Annotated in this window: 17 protein-coding genes; 8 read left to right on the top strand and 9 right to left on the bottom strand. The window is 37.1% G+C overall.

All coding sequences use genetic code 11. The annotated features are described in order from the left end of the window. Positions 1–3 precede the first annotated feature (3 nt). Positions 4–810 (top strand): glycosyltransferase family 2 protein, encoded by an 807-nt coding sequence (locus tag OGI71_RS23020; protein ID WP_282252259.1) that lies wholly within the window; start codon positions 4–6, stop codon positions 808–810. Beyond that, on the top strand, positions 807–1,919 hold the full coding sequence (locus OGI71_RS23015; protein ID WP_282252258.1) for a glycosyltransferase family 1 protein: 1,113 nt from the start codon (positions 807–809) through the stop codon (positions 1,917–1,919). Before OGI71_RS23020 ends, OGI71_RS23015 begins: the two co-directional genes overlap by 4 nt. Here OGI71_RS23015 and OGI71_RS23010 read toward each other — a convergent pair whose 3' ends face one another. The 6 genes from OGI71_RS23010 to OGI71_RS22985 are packed head-to-tail and all read right to left on the bottom strand — an operon-like array spanning position 1,920 to position 8,217. Then, positions 1,920–2,582, bottom strand: a complete 663-nt coding sequence (locus tag OGI71_RS23010) for a glycosyltransferase (protein ID WP_282252257.1) — start codon at positions 2,580–2,582, stop codon at positions 1,920–1,922. Between the two features lie 2 nt (positions 2,583–2,584). Further along, a complete protein-coding gene (locus OGI71_RS23005) occupies positions 2,585–3,397 on the bottom strand; it encodes a glycosyltransferase family 2 protein (RefSeq protein ID WP_282252256.1) in 813 nt (270 codons plus the stop codon). A gap of 59 nt (positions 3,398–3,456) precedes the next feature. After that, complete coding sequence (locus OGI71_RS23000; RefSeq protein ID WP_282252253.1) at positions 3,457–4,629, bottom strand: glycosyltransferase; 1,173 nt, start codon at positions 4,627–4,629, stop codon at positions 3,457–3,459. Continuing rightward, positions 4,629–5,882, bottom strand: coding sequence for a glycosyltransferase (locus tag OGI71_RS22995; RefSeq protein WP_282252251.1), 1,254 nt, complete (start codon positions 5,880–5,882; stop codon positions 4,629–4,631). Before OGI71_RS22995 ends, OGI71_RS23000 begins: the two co-directional genes overlap by 1 nt. Continuing rightward, positions 5,879–6,937 (bottom strand): glycosyltransferase family 2 protein, encoded by a 1,059-nt coding sequence (locus OGI71_RS22990; protein ID WP_282252249.1) that lies wholly within the window; start codon positions 6,935–6,937, stop codon positions 5,879–5,881. The genes OGI71_RS22995 and OGI71_RS22990 overlap by 4 nt, the downstream gene beginning before the upstream one ends. 38 nt (positions 6,938–6,975) lie before the next feature. Further along, on the bottom strand, positions 6,976–8,217 hold the full coding sequence (locus OGI71_RS22985; protein WP_282252248.1) for a hypothetical protein: 1,242 nt from the start codon (positions 8,215–8,217) through the stop codon (positions 6,976–6,978). 305 nt (positions 8,218–8,522) lie between these two features. On the opposite strand from OGI71_RS22985, the gene OGI71_RS22980 reads away from it, so the two are divergent. The 4 genes from OGI71_RS22980 to OGI71_RS22965 all read left to right on the top strand — a co-directional run bounded on the left by OGI71_RS22980 (position 8,523) and on the right by OGI71_RS22965 (position 12,852). Then, the gene (locus OGI71_RS22980; protein WP_282252247.1) at positions 8,523–9,014 is read left to right on the top strand and encodes a histidine phosphatase family protein; all 492 of its coding nucleotides are present in this window, start codon (positions 8,523–8,525) and stop codon (positions 9,012–9,014) included. 430 nt (positions 9,015–9,444) lie between these two features. Further along, positions 9,445–10,191 (top strand): hypothetical protein, encoded by a 747-nt coding sequence (locus OGI71_RS22975; RefSeq protein WP_282252245.1) that lies wholly within the window; start codon positions 9,445–9,447, stop codon positions 10,189–10,191. A 125-nt stretch (positions 10,192–10,316) separates the two neighbouring features. Further along, positions 10,317–12,317 (top strand): thioredoxin domain-containing protein, encoded by a 2,001-nt coding sequence (locus tag OGI71_RS22970; protein WP_282252243.1) that lies wholly within the window; start codon positions 10,317–10,319, stop codon positions 12,315–12,317. 37 nt (positions 12,318–12,354) lie between these two features. Beyond that, positions 12,355–12,852, top strand: a complete 498-nt coding sequence (locus tag OGI71_RS22965) for a peptidylprolyl isomerase (RefSeq protein ID WP_077438840.1) — start codon at positions 12,355–12,357, stop codon at positions 12,850–12,852. A 313-nt stretch (positions 12,853–13,165) separates the two neighbouring features. Here OGI71_RS22965 and OGI71_RS22960 read toward each other — a convergent pair whose 3' ends face one another. Both OGI71_RS22960 and OGI71_RS22955 read right to left on the bottom strand, forming a co-directional pair. Next, positions 13,166–13,720 (bottom strand): IS3 family transposase, encoded by a 555-nt coding sequence (locus tag OGI71_RS22960; protein WP_282256159.1) that lies wholly within the window; start codon positions 13,718–13,720, stop codon positions 13,166–13,168. A gap of 40 nt (positions 13,721–13,760) precedes the next feature. Then, complete coding sequence (locus OGI71_RS22955) at positions 13,761–14,294, bottom strand: transposase (RefSeq protein WP_282252241.1); 534 nt, start codon at positions 14,292–14,294, stop codon at positions 13,761–13,763. Positions 14,295–14,403: 109 nt separating this feature from the next. On the opposite strand from OGI71_RS22955, the gene OGI71_RS22950 reads away from it, so the two are divergent. After that, on the top strand, positions 14,404–15,093 hold the full coding sequence (locus tag OGI71_RS22950) for an SMUG2 DNA glycosylase family protein (RefSeq protein WP_282252239.1): 690 nt from the start codon (positions 14,404–14,406) through the stop codon (positions 15,091–15,093). A gap of 579 nt (positions 15,094–15,672) precedes the next feature. Next, positions 15,673–16,413 carry a hypothetical protein gene (locus OGI71_RS22945; protein ID WP_282252238.1) on the top strand — a complete coding sequence of 247 codons (741 nt, stop codon included), beginning with the start codon at positions 15,673–15,675 and terminating at the stop codon, positions 16,411–16,413. Between the two features lie 124 nt (positions 16,414–16,537). Here the strand turns inward: OGI71_RS22945 and OGI71_RS22940 are convergent, their stop codons facing one another. Next, complete coding sequence (locus OGI71_RS22940; protein WP_282252236.1) at positions 16,538–17,683, bottom strand: metallophosphoesterase; 1,146 nt, start codon at positions 17,681–17,683, stop codon at positions 16,538–16,540. Positions 17,684–17,688 lie beyond the last annotated feature (5 nt).

The following is a 17,688-nucleotide window of genomic DNA, read 5'->3' as shown; positions in this document are numbered from 1 at the left end:
TGAATGACTATAGCTTTACTAATTTCAACTTATAACTGGCCAGAAGCCTTACAACGTGTGCTTGAAAGTGTATTGTTACAAATACGGAAACCAGATGAGATTCTAATTGCGGATGATGGTTCGGGTGACAGCACCAAACAGGTCATTGATGCATTCCGCCTTAAAACCAATATTCCAATAAAACATGCATGGCAAGAAGACAATGGTTTTCAAAAGACAAAAATATTGAATAAAGCATTAGCATTATGTAAGAGCGAATATATTATCCAAATTGATGGAGATATCATCATGTCTCCTCAGTTTATTGCAGATCATATAAAAATTAGTAAACCACACCACGTCATTACGGGAAGTAGAGCATCGCTTACCAAAGAGTTCACAATAGATTTTTTGAAAAGTAAAAGGCCCATTGACTACAATTTACTTCGAAAAAACTCTCCTTATAAAATGAATGCTGCAAGAATTCCCTTTCTAACACCTATCTTTGCTCCCAGATACAAAACCAAAGGAAAACATAGGTTTTATTCAAAAGGATGCAATATGGCATTTTGGATGAGTTCATTGATCAAAGTGAATGGTTTTAACGAGGATATGTATGAGTGGGGACACGAAGATTCCGAGTTGGTTGTACGATTATTGAAAATTGGTGAAAAAAAACTCTTTATGAAATTTAGTGGAGTAACCTATCATTTATGGCATAAGGTATCTTCCATGGAAAGAAAGAGCATCAATCAGACTATTTTAGAAAATACTGTTGCGTCAGAGGATTTCAGAATAAAAAACGGTCTTGATAAATACTTGAATAAATGAATATAGCATACGATGCTAAACGCTATTTCTTAAATAAAACGGGCCTAGGTAACTATAGTCGTGATCTTATACGGATATTGGAGACCTATTATCCCGAAAACAACTATATAAAGTATACCACAAAAATAGAAGGAGCCAATTTCGATTCCGAAAATTTGCAAAAAAACACTAGGCTACCCCATGGTTTTATAAATAAAACTCTTCCTAGTTTATGGAGAAATAGTAGAATAATCAAAGATCTATTGCACGACAAGATCGATATTTATCATGGTCTTTCCGGTGAAATTCCAATTAATCTCCATAAAACTAGTATTAAATCAGTTACGACAATTCATGATCTGATCTTTATTCGATTTCCAGAGCTGTATAAGCCTATTGACCGATATATATATAATCAAAAAGCGAAACATGCTGTTTTTCATTCGGATAAGATTATTGCCATCAGCCAACAGACTAAATCTGACCTATTGAATACCTATCAAATATCTGAAGATAAAGTTGAGGTTATATATCAAACATGTCATCCGGCATTTAAAACGCAAAAAACGAAAGAACAGCAAGATACAATACGAGCGAAATACAATCTTCCCGATAACTTCATATTAAATGTAGGAACGATTGAACCTCGAAAGAACGCGTTTCAAATTGTTAAAGCAATTGAGCAATTGGATATTTCGTTAATAATAATTGGACGGAAAACCAATTATGCGAAAGAAATAATAGAGTTCATTGAAAAAAAAGGCATGACAAATCGGGTTCTATTTATGGAAGGACTTAGTATGGACGAGTTAGCGACTATCTATACCATGGCCGATTTATTCATCTATCCGTCAAAATTTGAAGGATTTGGTATCCCTATAATTGAAGCATTATATTCTGGTTTACCAGTAATTACCTCCAACTCGGGAGTCTTCCCAGAAGCTGGTGGACCATCATCTTGTTATATTAATCCAGAAGATATTGGCGCTATACAATTTACGATTGAATCGATACTTTCATCTGATTCAACTCGCAAAGAAATGATCAGTAAAGGGCTACAATATGTAAGACGATTTGATGAAGACCATATAGCAAATCAACTTATCCAGTGCTACAAAAACTTGCTCTAGCTATTCTGGTTTCAATACTGTAATACGTTGCTGCAGTTTTTTCCAGTGATTTGCCCTGTCTTTATAAAGTAGTATTTTACCCAACTTATATTTAAATTGAAGAATTCCTTTGTAATCAAAATCTGCTAATCGATACCCAACCTCAGGGTTTTCGTTTATCTCATCTTCAATGGCCTTTGTGTATACGGTGGGCCCTGTCATTTTGTGCACATCATTTGGATACTTATTTCCTTCGATATTTTCGACAATATAAGCAATTGTTCGCTTTAAAAAAGGGTGGCCTTTTGCGTAAATCAATCCCCATTGTGCAAAAAGATCTGGATGATTCTTTTCCCGTGCAATAAAGGCGACATCTTCCTCACGAATATGTTTGTCCAATGACACTAAAATGTCGCTATCCATATCCAAATAAACGCCACCATGAATATAGAGCACCGCATAGCGGAAAAAATCAGCTTTAGCCGCGCCAATTTGCAAGCGAGTATATGCATTATAGGTACGACTATCGAAGTTAGTCTTAAAAAAGGTATCAATTTGCTCATCGTCATAAAACACCCTTTTCCAGTCCTTATTTTTCTGCAGGTACATCCAAATATAAAAGCGCGTTAAAAGAGGTATCTGCTTCGTTTTAAACGTTTGATAAATTACCTTAGGAATCGACATATTTATTGTTTTAAGAATTTATTGAGGCCGTTTGAACAGTGCTGTAGTTTATTATCAATAGCATCCCTGAGAATGCGATCATTTTCGGGGAGCGATTCCCGCGAGGATTCTACATGATAAAGATGGTATCCAAGTGCTGAAAATTTGATATTATATCTTTTTATCCCACTATTGAACAAACGTTCAACAAATTCACTATCTTCTCTTCCCCAACCTACCATATCATTATTAAATCCATTGACAGCTTTAATATCATCCATAAAAAAGGACATATTACATCCTCTAATCGCCTTATGGCTATATCTGATTTCCTTACGCAACAACTTTGTCAACCAAGGAGCGCGAAATGCCGTTATACGTTTCTCAAATCGGCTTTCAACTCCTCTTTTCATATAATTGAAATTTGGATAGATTTGGGGACTTCTCAGTATTTGTTGTGTAAAATCAGCTGTCAACAAACATCGTCCCCCTTGAAGAAAGAAGCCTTCTGTTGCGTTGACAACATGATCTTTTACAAAATATTCGTCCAAAATCATATCACCATCAATCATGATTACATATTCGGTATCGATCAATGCAAGGCCTTTGTTTCTGCTTTCCGCCAATCTAAATCCTTGATCTTCATGCCAGGAATGTAACAAAGGAATTTGCCATTTACGTTGAAATTTCTGAATAACGGACGCGGTTCTATCATCTGATCCATCATCAGCCACAACGACCTGATCTGGTTTCTGAACCTGATGTTCTATAGAATTCAAGACCATTTCTAACGCATCCGGTCGATTATAGGTCGTTATCAGTAAAGAGACTTTCAATATTACCCTATTTTTTTATACAAATATACATTTAGATTTCCTAACTTGGGGTTTAAAGGTTAGATGCTTTTTGCATCTAAGAAGACCCTATCCAAAATTCTTGTTTCATATTCGCACGCATAAAAAGACTTATAAAACACCCTCGCATATTCGCTCTGCCTTTTATAGAAAACATTGTCTTCCAAGAGATCTATAATCGCATGAGCAAAATGTATTTCGTCGTTAGCCACAACACATCCATTATTTATTTTATTGACAAGACCATCGATCCCTCGCTGTGTCGTCACAACAGGAAGACCATGACACAAAGATTCTAAAACCTTAATTTTAATCCCAGTACCGCTCAACATTGGACAAATCGTAATTTTTGCACCCGCATAATACACCTCAAGATCGTCGACTATTCCAACTTTTGTTAATTGGGGGTGATCGGGAATACGCGTACATATTTTCCCTACAACATGTATTTTATAAAGTGGTAAAAATGGCAAAACGCTATCAATAAACCACATCATGCTTTCTATATTATGTATATTATCACTAGCTACGTATAATATATCTATGCTTTTTTCATGGTTATATACCGACTTAGGATCCGGTACGGAGACAGGCAGCAAAGTAACTTTCTTTTTTAAAAACTGCTCGTATATATAGCGTTCCTCAATCGAATATGTCCAAATTTCGTTATATAAAGAGAGTATTGCCATCTCTTCCTTAAAAGCTGCCCCAATATCAAAGTTTGTTTTCTCCCTCATCCGTTGCAACGTCATAAAATCATGCGTATCAATAATAGTGTATGCATTAAATTGACTCAGTTGAGCAGCCAATGCACCCCATGTTGAATAACTAATGACTATAATATCATATGACTTGCCTTGCAGCAAAGATTTTATCCGTTTGATAATAATCGGAGTCAATAAACTTATTTTCGGTTTGTAGATAGCTTTATAGATTAATCTAGGAATTTTATCTTCAACTAAATACTTTAAACGATTACTCTTATTAGAATAGATATCGACGATATTTAAATTTACGTTGGGGTAAGTATTCTTGAAAAGCTCTACTGAGGATTTGTTCCAATAAAGACAGGATAAGAAATCAATTTCTAGTACTGTTTCATGTTGTTCAAAGTATTTCAATAGTTGTTTGGTACGAGTCAAATTACCCGCTTGATTCGAGAACGGATTATCCGGCATGAAATAAAGTATTCGCTTTTTCCTATTGTCACCCATTAGATTCCTTTTTTTGTAATTACAGTATCTATCAATTTCATCCAGCCTTTTACCATTTGGTCAAGATTATAATCCTTCATACTCAAATGTGCCTTTATCCCCATTTGCTGTCGCAAAGATGAATCTTGAATTAATTTTTCAAGGTAGATCAACATCTCTTCTTTATTTAGTGCTAGAAATCCGGTTTTATTCTGCTTGATCATTTCGTTTACTCCAGAACAAGCCGAAAATCCAATGCTTGGCAACCCAACACCCATAGCTTCCCCTAACGCCAGACTAAAACCTTCATATTGACTGGGAAAGATAAATATATCCGCATCTTTCATTTTTCCTATTGGATCTTCCGTAAATCCTCGAAGAAAAATACGATCCGATAAATCCAAGTCAAGGATTTGCTCATTCAACCGATTGAAATCCGCTCCTGTCCCCCAAAACTCCAAATCCCATTGGGTATACTTTTTAGCTAATTTATTGAAAAGCTCAATTGCCAAATGCTGCTGTTTACACGCTGTATCCAGTCGTCCTACATGAATAATCTTGTATCTTTCCTTGGTTGAACTATGCTCAGCCAACTTAGTACAATCTCCAAGTTCTATAGGATTCGCTATAACCCGACATTCACCTGAAAAATCAGAAGGCAAAAATCGACGATAGCTGTCAAATAAAATCTGTATTCCATCTAAGTATCGGTAGCTGTGTGTCAACAGATCGACCATGTAAGGTTTCCTACCTCCCCAAATATTAGAATAATCATAATCCGGCCTACCATTTACCGAATTAATAATTGGCATCGGCAAACTGTTCCCGAATGTAATCTCTAACAATGAACTTATAGACATCGTAACAATTAGATCAGGTTTTAGCTGATCAATATATTTATTCCAAGCAATAGATCGTTTTCGCAAATTGTATTGATACAACTTAGCTTCTCCACCCAACGTGTATTTTAACCGCCAATTATACCATTTGTGATATTTTTTCTTTGCTTTGAACTTTAACCATAGAAACGGATTTTTACCCCGATAGTTATAAATAGGGAACTCTTTTTTCTGTTCGACAGCCGGATCAAAAATATTAGTTACCTTGATGCCTTCGCTCAATGGAAATACGGGCATCCCCACAACATTTTCGTTTGTTGCAATTTCAACTTCATGTCCATGCTCATTGAATATATTTGCTAGTGTTGAACAGATCTTCTCTGTTCCACCTATACCATTTAGAAAACACAAATGCTGCACTAAAAGAATCTTCATACATCACTATATTTATCTCTGATTTGCTGACGAACCTTCCGTCTTATTATAGAAATCGGAATAAATTTAACCCAAAACAAAGCTCGTTTAAACTTTTTCGGTCTTCTCTTCAAATATGTTTTATAAAACTGATCAAAATCTTGATGATCTTTGGCCTTTATAAAATATTTGAAAGGAATAGTCAACAGCTTTTTATCCGCTTTTGTTAAATGGATAATGATATGCTGAACTACGAAATCCTGCAATAATTTAAATAAGCTGGATTTCTCATCTTCATCAAAAGACATTTTTAGATATCGGAGTTCGAAAGGTTCATGTTCAATAAAAAAAGCGAGCTTAAGCGCTTTTGAACGGAAGATATCATGCTGGCTGTAAAAAGCAGCTAGCAAGTCAAGCCATTGGGGTATTTGCTTTAATATACGGGCTGTCTCCTGATTGATTCGCACATGGTTTTGGTTTTCATGTTCTCTATAGAAATAAACTGCCTTTGGATTAAACCCAATTTTTCCAGTGATAAGGAAGAGTTGATGTGAAAAAAGCCCATCCTCACAAGGTTGTATGTTTTCCGGAAATCGAATTTCAGGATAAGTTTCTAGCAATGTTCTTTTTATAAATAAACCACAAGTGGGTACAGCAGTTAATCTTGCAGCTCGTTTGCAATAAGGTTCACCAACAATGACGATGTCAGATCCTTCTCGCATAGCTATTTGAAAAGAGCTAGATAAAAAATCGGGGGCAATAGTATCATCTGAATCCAAAAAATAAATATACTCACCCCTAGCGTGTGCTAAACCATTATTTCTCGCTACCGAAACCCCTGAATTATTCTGATCCAGGAATAAAACTCGCGAATCTAAAGATGCATATTTTTGGCAAATATCAGCCGAAGAATCGGTACTGCCATCATTAACTAAGATGATTTCAAAATTTTGCAACTTTTGATTCAAAACACTTTCTACGGCTTCCTTCAAAAATTTATCAACATTGTAGACTGGTATTACCACTGAAACGGCGAAGTCAGGTTGTTGCTCTATAGGATCACTATTCCCTTCCATTATATTGCATCTATAAATTTAAAACCTATTAAATGTAATTAATTAGGACAATCAACCAAAGAGTTTTTGATTTTTTCTTTGCTTAATGTGAATTCACGATAACGGAATTCGCCTGATTTATTACCGATCATTGCCCCCATTTTAATTAATGATTCGCTAACTCCCATTGGAAAAATTGCGCTGCGATAGGCATTATTTTTTAATAGAGGCTTGGGAAATACTTTGAAATTTAGTCCGTCTTTGGAGTACGCGATATATAGCATCTCGGAGGTATACCTTTTGACATCACCGATTGCTATACAAAGAAAATAATATCCGTCAACAAAAGTAGCCTGAATATGCCAAGGGGAATTTGCAAAATTTTCTCTTAACCAAGGTTTATTGAGAAAATTAACCAGTTTACTTTCTTTGAAACCAGTAAAATTAATTCCATCATTAGAAGTTCTACGCAACACATACGAAGGATCTTTCCCTTTAAAATTTCTTCGACCAAGGTTTAACTCTATTTCATAACTCAAAAATTGGCTTCCATTATGAATAAACGAAGGAGACAGCACATGGTCATTCTTTGGAGTAAATGGTGGATTACTTGTAAAGGCAATGTTTAAATTGGACCATTCTATACCATCTGTTGAAGTTTGTTGCACAATAGTTCGATGTGCATCTAGTTTCAACCGATCAAAATTAGTATTCGTGAGCACACATTTGCTTTTTAATGATTGTGCTGTTATAAAACTACCTCTGTAATAGAGGTAAAATCGATCATTCAAGAATATCCAATCCACATCAGACCAAAATCCCTGAATTGGGTCCATTTTATTTTCACGAAAGCTTTCCTTTGGAAATGGTGCATTAATAAGTGGATTGGTTAATCCCGGAGGATTAATCCAATCAAGGCCATCATTTGATACAACAATGCTTGGATTTTCAAATTTCTTTGAATTTTGATTGGTCCCCACTGCTCCGAAATAAGGAGTGAAGACCATCCAATATTTATAACCATTGAATTTATTAGGAAAATATAAAACGTCTGGATGGCAATAACTTGCGTTTGAACCAGATATATCTAAAAAATCTGTTAAATTTTGAAGGCCCCTAAAATTGGCGTTTGCAATGGTATGAATACTGACCAACCCTTCATCGTTATCAAAAGTGACAGAATCAATGGGATCGATGGTCCAAATGGGAGGTTCTACTTCTTGTGCAAAAAAATCCTCTGAATGGTGGCAAGCCATTAAAAAAATACTTCCAAAGAGAAGTATTGATAGAATACGAATCATAAATATAAATTAAACGACAAAAACAAAACGAGTGCTACTTTCATAGGCATTTTTTATACGTTATACATAATTTACCCGACGAGTTGTGTTTTGCGGAACGAAAGTAATCAATTTTCAGAAAACTTATGGATTCAAATCATGATAACAAAATTAATTTTAATAACACGGAACGAAGTGTATATATAAAACTTTGGATTAGTCAAAATGTGTTTAATTTATGTTAATACGAAAATAGATGTTTGTAATAAGCACAATGAAATAAGCTCTAAAACGTTAAATTAGGATAAGAATCAAAAACTTTAATCATGGACAACACAAAGAAACTCTTTATCATAAGACATGCAAAAGCGGAAACTATTCCCGGAATCAATGATTTTGATCGCTCCCTGACCTCTGAAGGAATACAGCACGCTAAACAAGTCGCCGCTAAACTGGCATCAACATTGACCTTGAACGACAAAAGTATGGTTATAAGTTCGCCTGCTAATAGGGCTCTGCAAACTACTCGCATTTTTCTCGATATACTTGGCGAACCTTCGTTCGACATTCAAATCGAAGATTCTATCTATGAGTGTACATACAAACATCTCTTATCTGTGATTAACAGTATCCCCGATCATATTGATTATGTATTGCTCATTGGACATAATCCCACATTGACCGATTTAGTAGAATTTCTAACGCGTAAAGCGGCATATCTACGAACTTCATCATTTGCAGAAATTAAGCTTGATGCTGGTTTTACCTTTCAGATGCTTAGTGGTAATTGTGCTGACCTTGTACAGATTGTAGATTGAAATTCCGATCTTAGAAATAGACAACTGACACTCCCGATTTACAATAATTAAGAGGCTCAGACAAACTGATAGTTACGAAAAAAGCCTTATACCTTTCATAGTATAAGGCTTCTAGTCCCGAGTTAGTAAAAAAATTATTCAATGCATCCTCCAACATCTCCCGCTCCAGTCAACAGCAGACATTTCCCATTTGTTATACTAAACCGCTCAGCTTTTTCAACCAAATTAAAAACATCAGATTCCCTTATAACACTCTGAAGATATAAATTATTAATAGTTCCTATAGCTTTACTTTCTAAAAACTAAACACATCAATGTAAAACAAATTAAAAAGATAAAAAAATAATGATCACTCATTAAAAAAAATATTAATTTAGTATTTTCGCGAGAAAAAAATAATATTCATATTTAATTCACAACTCTTAATCCAATGAAATTTTTCCACTCAATTGTTTTAATGGGCTTTCTATTTATATCTTGTAAAAAAGACACTATTGAGCTTGCCAATAAAGAAACAGCTGATCTAGAAATCGAAAAAGACAGCATTTCCTTTAAATTGAACGGTCGCGAATACAACTCCAATTATGTAACAGGCAAAACCCAAGGAAGCAAACATATTAATATAAAGCCATACGGAAAGAAAAGGCCAAATCAAGAAGCAGCTTACGCAGGAGGGAATATCTGGTTTTATGGGATTAACGATTCATTGATGATTGAACAAACCGTCTCTCTTGGCTCCGAGGGCCACTATTTTACTGTTGGCTTTCTAAAAAAATACAATCTTCTTGAATTAAATGAAACACCCTCCTACTTTCCTAGAAAAGGATTTTCGTACAATTTAGGAAAACAGAATTTTGCAACCGACTTTGGCCGGGAAAATACAAAAGATGGTGTATATTTAAAAATAAGTACTGGAAATTTGAAAGCATTAACTTCCCATGTCCCAAGAATTTGGAATGTCAAGGTAATTAATCACGATAACATACAATGGGGGAACAATATGCCGGACAATAATATCCAAGCAGATTCAAAATTCGTTATTGTAAAGTTAAAAAAGCTTAGAGAGGGGAATTATCTTCTGGAAGCTCGGTTTGAATTAAACGTCTATTCCGAAGATAGCAAAATGTATCGTGTTACTGATGGCTTTATAAGATTCTACAGCGAAGTCATTCCTTAGTAGAGCAAACTAAAACAAATAGAGATGATTTTAACAAGTATAGTATATGTATTAGAACATTATAACTAATAGAATCAATCTAAAGCGGCTAAAAAGTTTTCCTCCATTTTCACTACCTTCGTCTTATGGCGAATCAATTGCAGTTTGAAAACTCCCCATATCTTAAGCAGCATGCACACAATCCTGTGGATTGGATGCCATGGGGAGCCGAAGCCTTAAAAAAGGCAAAAGACGAAAATAAACTTATCATTGTTAGCATAGGTTATTCGGCCTGCCATTGGTGCCATGTGATGGAACGGGAAAGCTTTGAAAACACGGCTATAGCTCAAACCATGAACAAATTTTTCGTGTCCATAAAAATCGACCGGGAAGAACGCCCAGATATTGATCAAGTCTATATGCTCGCTGTTCAGCTGATGACCAACGCTGGTGGATGGCCTTTGAACTGTATCTGTTTACCTGATGGCCGTCCGATTTATGGTGGTACCTATTTCAAACCGCACGACTGGCAGAATATCCTGTTGCAGATCGCACAAATGTGGGAAGAGAAACCAGAAGTCGCTTTGGATTATGCCAATAAATTGAACAATGGCATCCAGCGGGCTGAGAAACTTCCTATCAATCCCATTCCCGAACAATACGCACACAAGGATCTCGAAGAAATTATCAGTCCATGGAGCGAAACCTTCGATAAGAAAGAAGGCGGTTATACAAAAGCTCCTAAATTTCCGCTCCCCAACAACTGGTCTTTCTTCTTAAAATATGCTGTACTCACTGGCGATCAAGCGACATTAGATCATGTGCATTTTACCCTGAAAAAAATTGGCTCTGGTGGAATCTATGATCAGATTGGTGGTGGTTTTGCCCGCTATTCAGTAGACCACTACTGGCATATCCCTCATTTTGAAAAAATGTTGTACGATAATGGCCAATTACTTTCCCTTTATGCCGAAGCTTATCAACAGAATAAAGATCCATTTTATAAAAGAATAATCGAAGAAACGATTTCTTGGGCTGAACGGGAAATGCTTGCCCCCAATCATGGTTTCTACAGCGCACTTGATGCGGATAGCGAAGGTATTGAAGGAAAATACTACTCTTTTTCAAAAGCCGAATTCGATGAAGTGCTGGGCAAAGACGCCGAGCTATTTAGTCAATATTTTAATATTACCGAAGAAGGCAACTGGGAGGAAGAACATACGAATGTCCCCATTTGCGCCATTAATGCAGACCAACTTGCCACGAAGGTCAATATGTCAGCTGACGAATGGGCAGATTTTTTAAAAACTTCCAAGCGGAAACTATTTGATTATCGCGAACAACGTGTTCGACCGGGACTCGATCATAAACAATTGACAACCTGGAATGCCCTCTTATTGAAAGGGCTAATAGATGCCTACCGCAGTCTTGGCACGAAGCATTTTTTGGATCTCGCGCTAAATAATGCCGAGTTTATTTGTGCAGAGCTAATTCGGGACGACAATTATTTATTGCATCAACCACAGGATGAAAATCGTGCAATAGCAGGGTTTCTAGATGACTATGCTTTTACCATAGAGGCCTTTATAGCACTGTATGAAGCTACATTTGACCAAAAATGGTTGACCATTACCCAACAACTGGCAGACAGGGCTATTGCATTATTTTATGATGTGGAGCAAAAAACATTTTACTATACCTCGGCTGAAGCTGAAAAACTGATCGCCCGAAAAAGTGAGATTATGGACAATGTGATACCCTCCTCTACATCCACAATGGTTCGTCAATTGAAACGCTTAGGTTTACTTTTTGATAGTGAAAATTATACCGCGATAGCCGATCAATTGCTGGCTAATGTATTTCCGCAAATCAAGACTTATGGTTCCGCCTATTCAAATTGGGCAATATTATTGCTAGAAGAGATATATGGGATCAATGAGATCGCGTTGACGGGCGAGGAAGCACTAGCTTTTCGCAAGGAACTGGACCAACATTATATCCCTAACAAAATTGTGCTCGGCGGCATGGAAGAAAATCTTCCATTGTTAGAGAACAGAATCGGAAAGGAAACAAAAGCATATCTTTGCAAAAATAAGACTTGCAGCCTTCCGCAAGATTCCATTACAGCGTTAATAAATTATATTTAATAAACGGTAGCCTTAGGCTCCCAAAAATCAAAATCAGATGGCTATAAAAGCAAACGACGTCGTAGCATTGACGTACAGACTTCACACAGTAGAAAACGGTGAAAAAGTTTTCGTTGAAGAAACAACTGCAGAACAACCTTTAGACTTCTTATATGGTGTAGGTATGATGTTGCCTAAATTTGAAGAAAACATCGCTGACTTAAACGTGGGTGACAAAATTTCTTTCGAATTGGCACCAGAAGATGCTTACGGTGAAAAAGACGAAAGAGCATTCGCGCAATTGCCAGTAGATATGTTCAAAGAAACAGGTTTACCTCCAGTAGGTGAAGTATTGCCTTTGCAAGATAACCAAGGAAACCAATTCCGTGCTGTAGTTGCTGAAGTAACTCCAGAAATTGTTATTGCAGATCTAAACCACCCAATGGCTGGTAAAACGTTAAATTTCGATATCGAAATCTTAACTGTACGCCCTGCTACTGAAGAAGAATTGTCCCACGGACATTCTCATGGTGTAGATGGCACGCAAGGTCACTAATCAGATCTCAAAATATAAACAAGAAAAGGGTGTCAATTAGAGTGCCCCCAAAAGTTTAGACAAATTTAGTTATTAGATTTGTTATTATAATGAGCTCGATATTCCATCGGGCTCATTCCGTTTAAATTGAGTTTTATCCTTTTGTTGTTATAATAATCGATATAATCTCTGATATCTTTTTTAAGTTGATCACTTGATTCATATTTCTTCTGATAATAGAGTTCTGATTTTAGAATCCCGAAAAAGTTCCCGATTATGGCATTGTCCAGGCAATTTACTTTTCGGGACATGCTCTGTATAATCCCTTTTTGTTTTAGTTTTTTTTGTATTGTACCATTTGGTACTGCCATCCCTGGTCGGAATGTAGAATGAGTCCACAGGAATCAGTATCAAGTTTTCCTATGGCCTTATCAAGCATGTCCATTATCCCTGAGAAGTTTGGTCGATCACTTAAGTTATAACTAATGATCTCCTGATTGAACAGATCGATGATCGGTGAAAGATATAATTTTTTATCCTTTACCCTGAATTCGGTAACATCGGTAGACCATTTTTGAAAGGGTTTGGCAGCTTTGAAGTTTCTTTCAAGGACGTTTTGTGCTATCTTTCCGGGCTCACCTCTATAAGAACGGTATTTTTTCACCCTGACCGAACTTTTCAGACCGAGATCCCCCATCAGTCTATAGACAGTCTTGTGGTTTATTTTATACCCATCCTTACGAATACTCAGGGTGATCCGACGATACCCATATCTGCCCTTATGAATACTATAGGTACTCTTGATAGCCTCTTTGAGCTGGGTATATTTGTCCTGTCGACCACGATCCCCGAGATAATAATAAAGGTACTCCTTGCCATTTTCATGCAGCTCAGAAGAATCTCTAAGCTAAACCTTGGCCTTAGTTCCATCATGGCTTGTGCTTGCTGTCTTTTTGAACTAAGGCATGTAACTTTTTTAGCAGAGCATTTTCCGCTCGTAAGTACTCCAGTTCCTGCTGGAGTTGTTCTTCCTTAGTCAGGGGAACCTTAGAAGCGGGCTTCTTTCGTTTGTTGGGTAATTTGTCGTTCTTTTCCATCGGTTGGCGGCCTTTAACCTGGGGCTTTAGCCCCTCAAAACCATGTGCTGCAACCTGCTTCCGCCAATTAACGATAATAGAAGGACTCGGAAGATTAAAGCGCAGCATGGCCTCCATCAAAGATAGAGATTCTTCTTGGATTGTTTGGAGCACGGAGATTTTAAAGGACTGCGGATAGACTGCATTACCTCCGCGGGGCCTGAGGCCTTCAATGCCAAACGACTCGAATTGCTTGTGCCAACGCCGGACCATATCATAGGATAGAGAATGTTCTTTAGCGATGCTTTTTGCTGAACAATATCCATGAACGATCCGATCGACAAGACTAAGTTTGAATTCCAAACTATGTTTTTTGTTTTTTCTCATAAAAATGCCCCCAGAAAGTGTCTAACTTTTTGGGGGCATTGCAAATCGACACCCTTTTCTTGTTTATAATTCTCTTCAGAATCCGTATATTTCTTCTAAAGCATCCATTATGGTCACATTTGCCGAAAAAGTAATTACATTCAACAAACAGCTCGTCTATCATGGGGATCTTCCTGTCGATTTCAATGTCATCAACCCCTACCTCGACAACCCCGAGACACTGATCGTCATGCAGCAATTTTACAATAAGTACTATAATGACAATCTCCAACGTAAATTTATCATCGGAATCAACCCCAGCAGACATGGTGCAGGCGTAACCGGCGTTCCTTTTACCGACACCAAAAGGCTATACAGTGCCTGTGGTATAAAAATGCAATCTGCCCATACACATGAAATCTCCTCGGTCTTTATGTATGATTTGATTGAAGCTTATGGCGGCCCTGAAGTTTTCTATAGCCAATTTTACATCAACTCCCCTTTCCCGCTAGCCATCGTTAGACATACAAAACCTGACAATTGGATTAATGCAAACTATTACGACGATAAGCAGCTTTTTGAAATGGTCAGACCATTTATGGTTGAATCCCTAAAACAACATATCAACATGGGACTCGAAACGGAGGAAGTCTTTGTCCTCGGAAAGAAAAATGCAACCTTTTTAGCCAAAATCAACAAAGAGGAGAAACTATTTGGCAAGATGACCATCCTGGATCATCCCCGTTATATCCAACAATATAAATCAAAAGACAAACAACTGTATATTGACAACTATATCCGTCTGTTAAGTGGCTTATAAAATGTGGATAAGTATGTTAATTCACTGAACATCAATTCTATTTATGTTGATAAGTAATCTAACTTATTAAAGAACTATTTGGTCTATTTCTCCATTTACCAATTATAAATGCGTGGAGTAGCTCCAATAGTGTCTCATTGGTGTTACTTTTCAGAATGGAGTCCGTGTTTTATCGACTATTAACTTTCTTTCGAAGATGATTCGGGGCATCTTTAGGCCTTATTCGTACTTACGAGCAGATAAGAGCGTTTTCTGACAGCCATGCTACCGCCTTGTCTCCGTGTATAACTCGGACTCACCACGGACTCATGTCGCTCTCACCATGGATACACCCTTACCATGATACGGAGATGCATCGGAGGAGATGCGAAAGGGCATCGAAGCAGGGGGCTTGCGTCCATGCCATATCCGCTATAAATCTTTACTTGAAAGGTTTATCAAAAAATCAAACTACAAATTTCATAATGCTCATTTACCAGCCATTATCATTTTTATAAAGCCCCATACTTACCAATTTCCATTTTCTTAAAAAGAAACAATTATTTGTTTTTCAGTATTTTAAATACTTAAATTCAATCTATGGCTATACTAGAAAACGGTAGTTTGAAAGGCTTGGTTGGGAACCTTGTCTTTCGAAAATCAAATGAAAAAACAATTGTGCAAACTGGCCCAGGACGTAAAACAAAACAAACGAAGGCAACAAAAGCCGCCGCGATAGATTTTGGACACGTTAGTACCGCAGGATCCCGTATCAGACATATAATGGGCGAAATACACCTGAATATGCACGACAGTACCATGCACAACCGACTCATCAATCACTTAAAAAGAGTGACCCGGGCAAACAGAGCTCCTGTGGGCGAAAAGACAGTCCGTGGTGGAAAAATTGATCGTCTCATCAATTTCCAGTTCGTCGAAAAATGCCACATACACGATTTCATGCATTTCGACCCAGAAATAAAATTGTTGGACTCAAAGCAAATCGTCATACAGTTTCCAAAGTTTGATATGCAAAAAGATATTCATCGCCCGAGATACTGCAATCTCATGAAAATAAATTTGATGATCGCCATATTCAATTTTGACAAGCAGCAATATATTCGCTGGCATAAACACCAGATTCCATTAAACTTACAGGCACCTTCAAAAGATGTTGAATTGGAAGAATTACTATTTGATGTCAACTATCAAGATGCTGAAACAGTACTTATTGGAATGAATATCGAATACTATGAAAGATTCAGCGAAAATTATTCCTTGCTAAATAATAAAGATTTGCATCCCGCCGCAATTGTCGGTGCATTTATTATTGATCCTTAAATGATCGATCATTCGTATATAATCACTTTAAATCTAAATGATGTTTCCTTTCTGGTATCGATAATACAACAAAAGGCCGGAATTAAATTCCGGCCTTTTATCATTAATGCGATGCCTAAGCGATCTAATTTACTGCTTTATTCTTGGTAATGTCATCGTAGATTACCTTAATTTTACCGCCCTCGATTAGCAGCCCCCGGCTACGTCCTTTCAGTCGGTTGGACTCGTTACTGACATTCACACCGTAAACCTTTCCTTCATAAAAACTACTTACTTCAGGGAAAATAGTATGCCCAACAAAAATATGCTTAGCACCATATATTTTCATCATACTATTCAAATCCTCTTCATCCAACGGATGGTATTTTTCCTCCTTGACCACCATACCACGGTACCATAATGGACCTTCGCTGCCAAAGAGAAATGATGCCGCCTCCGACTGCTGCCGCTCTTCCTTAGTATGAAACAGATAACGGCGAACAGAATCATTAACTGTAGGAATAGTCCATTTTGGATCCAGCATTGCCGTACTCAGCCCCGCATGTACAAAAAGATAATCACCTATTTGCTCCATCGTATTCTTGCTCTGCAGCCATCGACCCAATTCCGTATCCAAGGCCCAAAAATCACGGTAACTTTTACCAATGGAATCTGCTAATACCTTATATTTATCCTGCGTATATTTATAATTTCCACGCATCAACATTTCCTCATGATTGCCAAGCAAAAAATGAACCTGTCCTCCAGCCTTAACGGCTTCATGTTCCAATTTATAGATCAGCCAAAAAATCGGCAGGACATCTTTTCCCCGATCAAATACATCTCCTATAATGACAAGTTGATTTTTTCCAAAAGTCCATTCATAATTTGTACCGATCACCTTTTGCGCTTTTAGAATAGCATAAAAAGAGGCAAAGTCACCGTGCGGATCGGAAAGCACCATAATCTTGTCACTAGGACGATAAACCCCTTTGGGAACTGTTATCGGGTGACGTGAAACCTCAAAATGATATTGACCATCTTCTGTGGACACCGAGAAAGGCTCTTTAAGCGAATTATCGATCTGTATCTTTCCATCAACTACGCGTACAGATTTGGTAGCTCCCGCTTCGTAGAATAAATATGGGCCATCATGTTGCCCCAGTAGTTGTTGGGTCTGTGCGCGCAACTGCTGAAAACCAAACAATATAAAAAGTAAAAAGTACCGTGTACTGATCCAAACTGGATCAGTACATAGGTGTTTAAGATTATATTTCCGATTGTTTTGCATTGTGA

Source organism: Sphingobacterium sp. ML3W, assembly GCF_029542085.1.
Lineage (GTDB): Bacteria > Bacteroidota > Bacteroidia > Sphingobacteriales > Sphingobacteriaceae > Sphingobacterium.
This window is presented reverse-complemented; position numbering and strand designations above follow the sequence as displayed.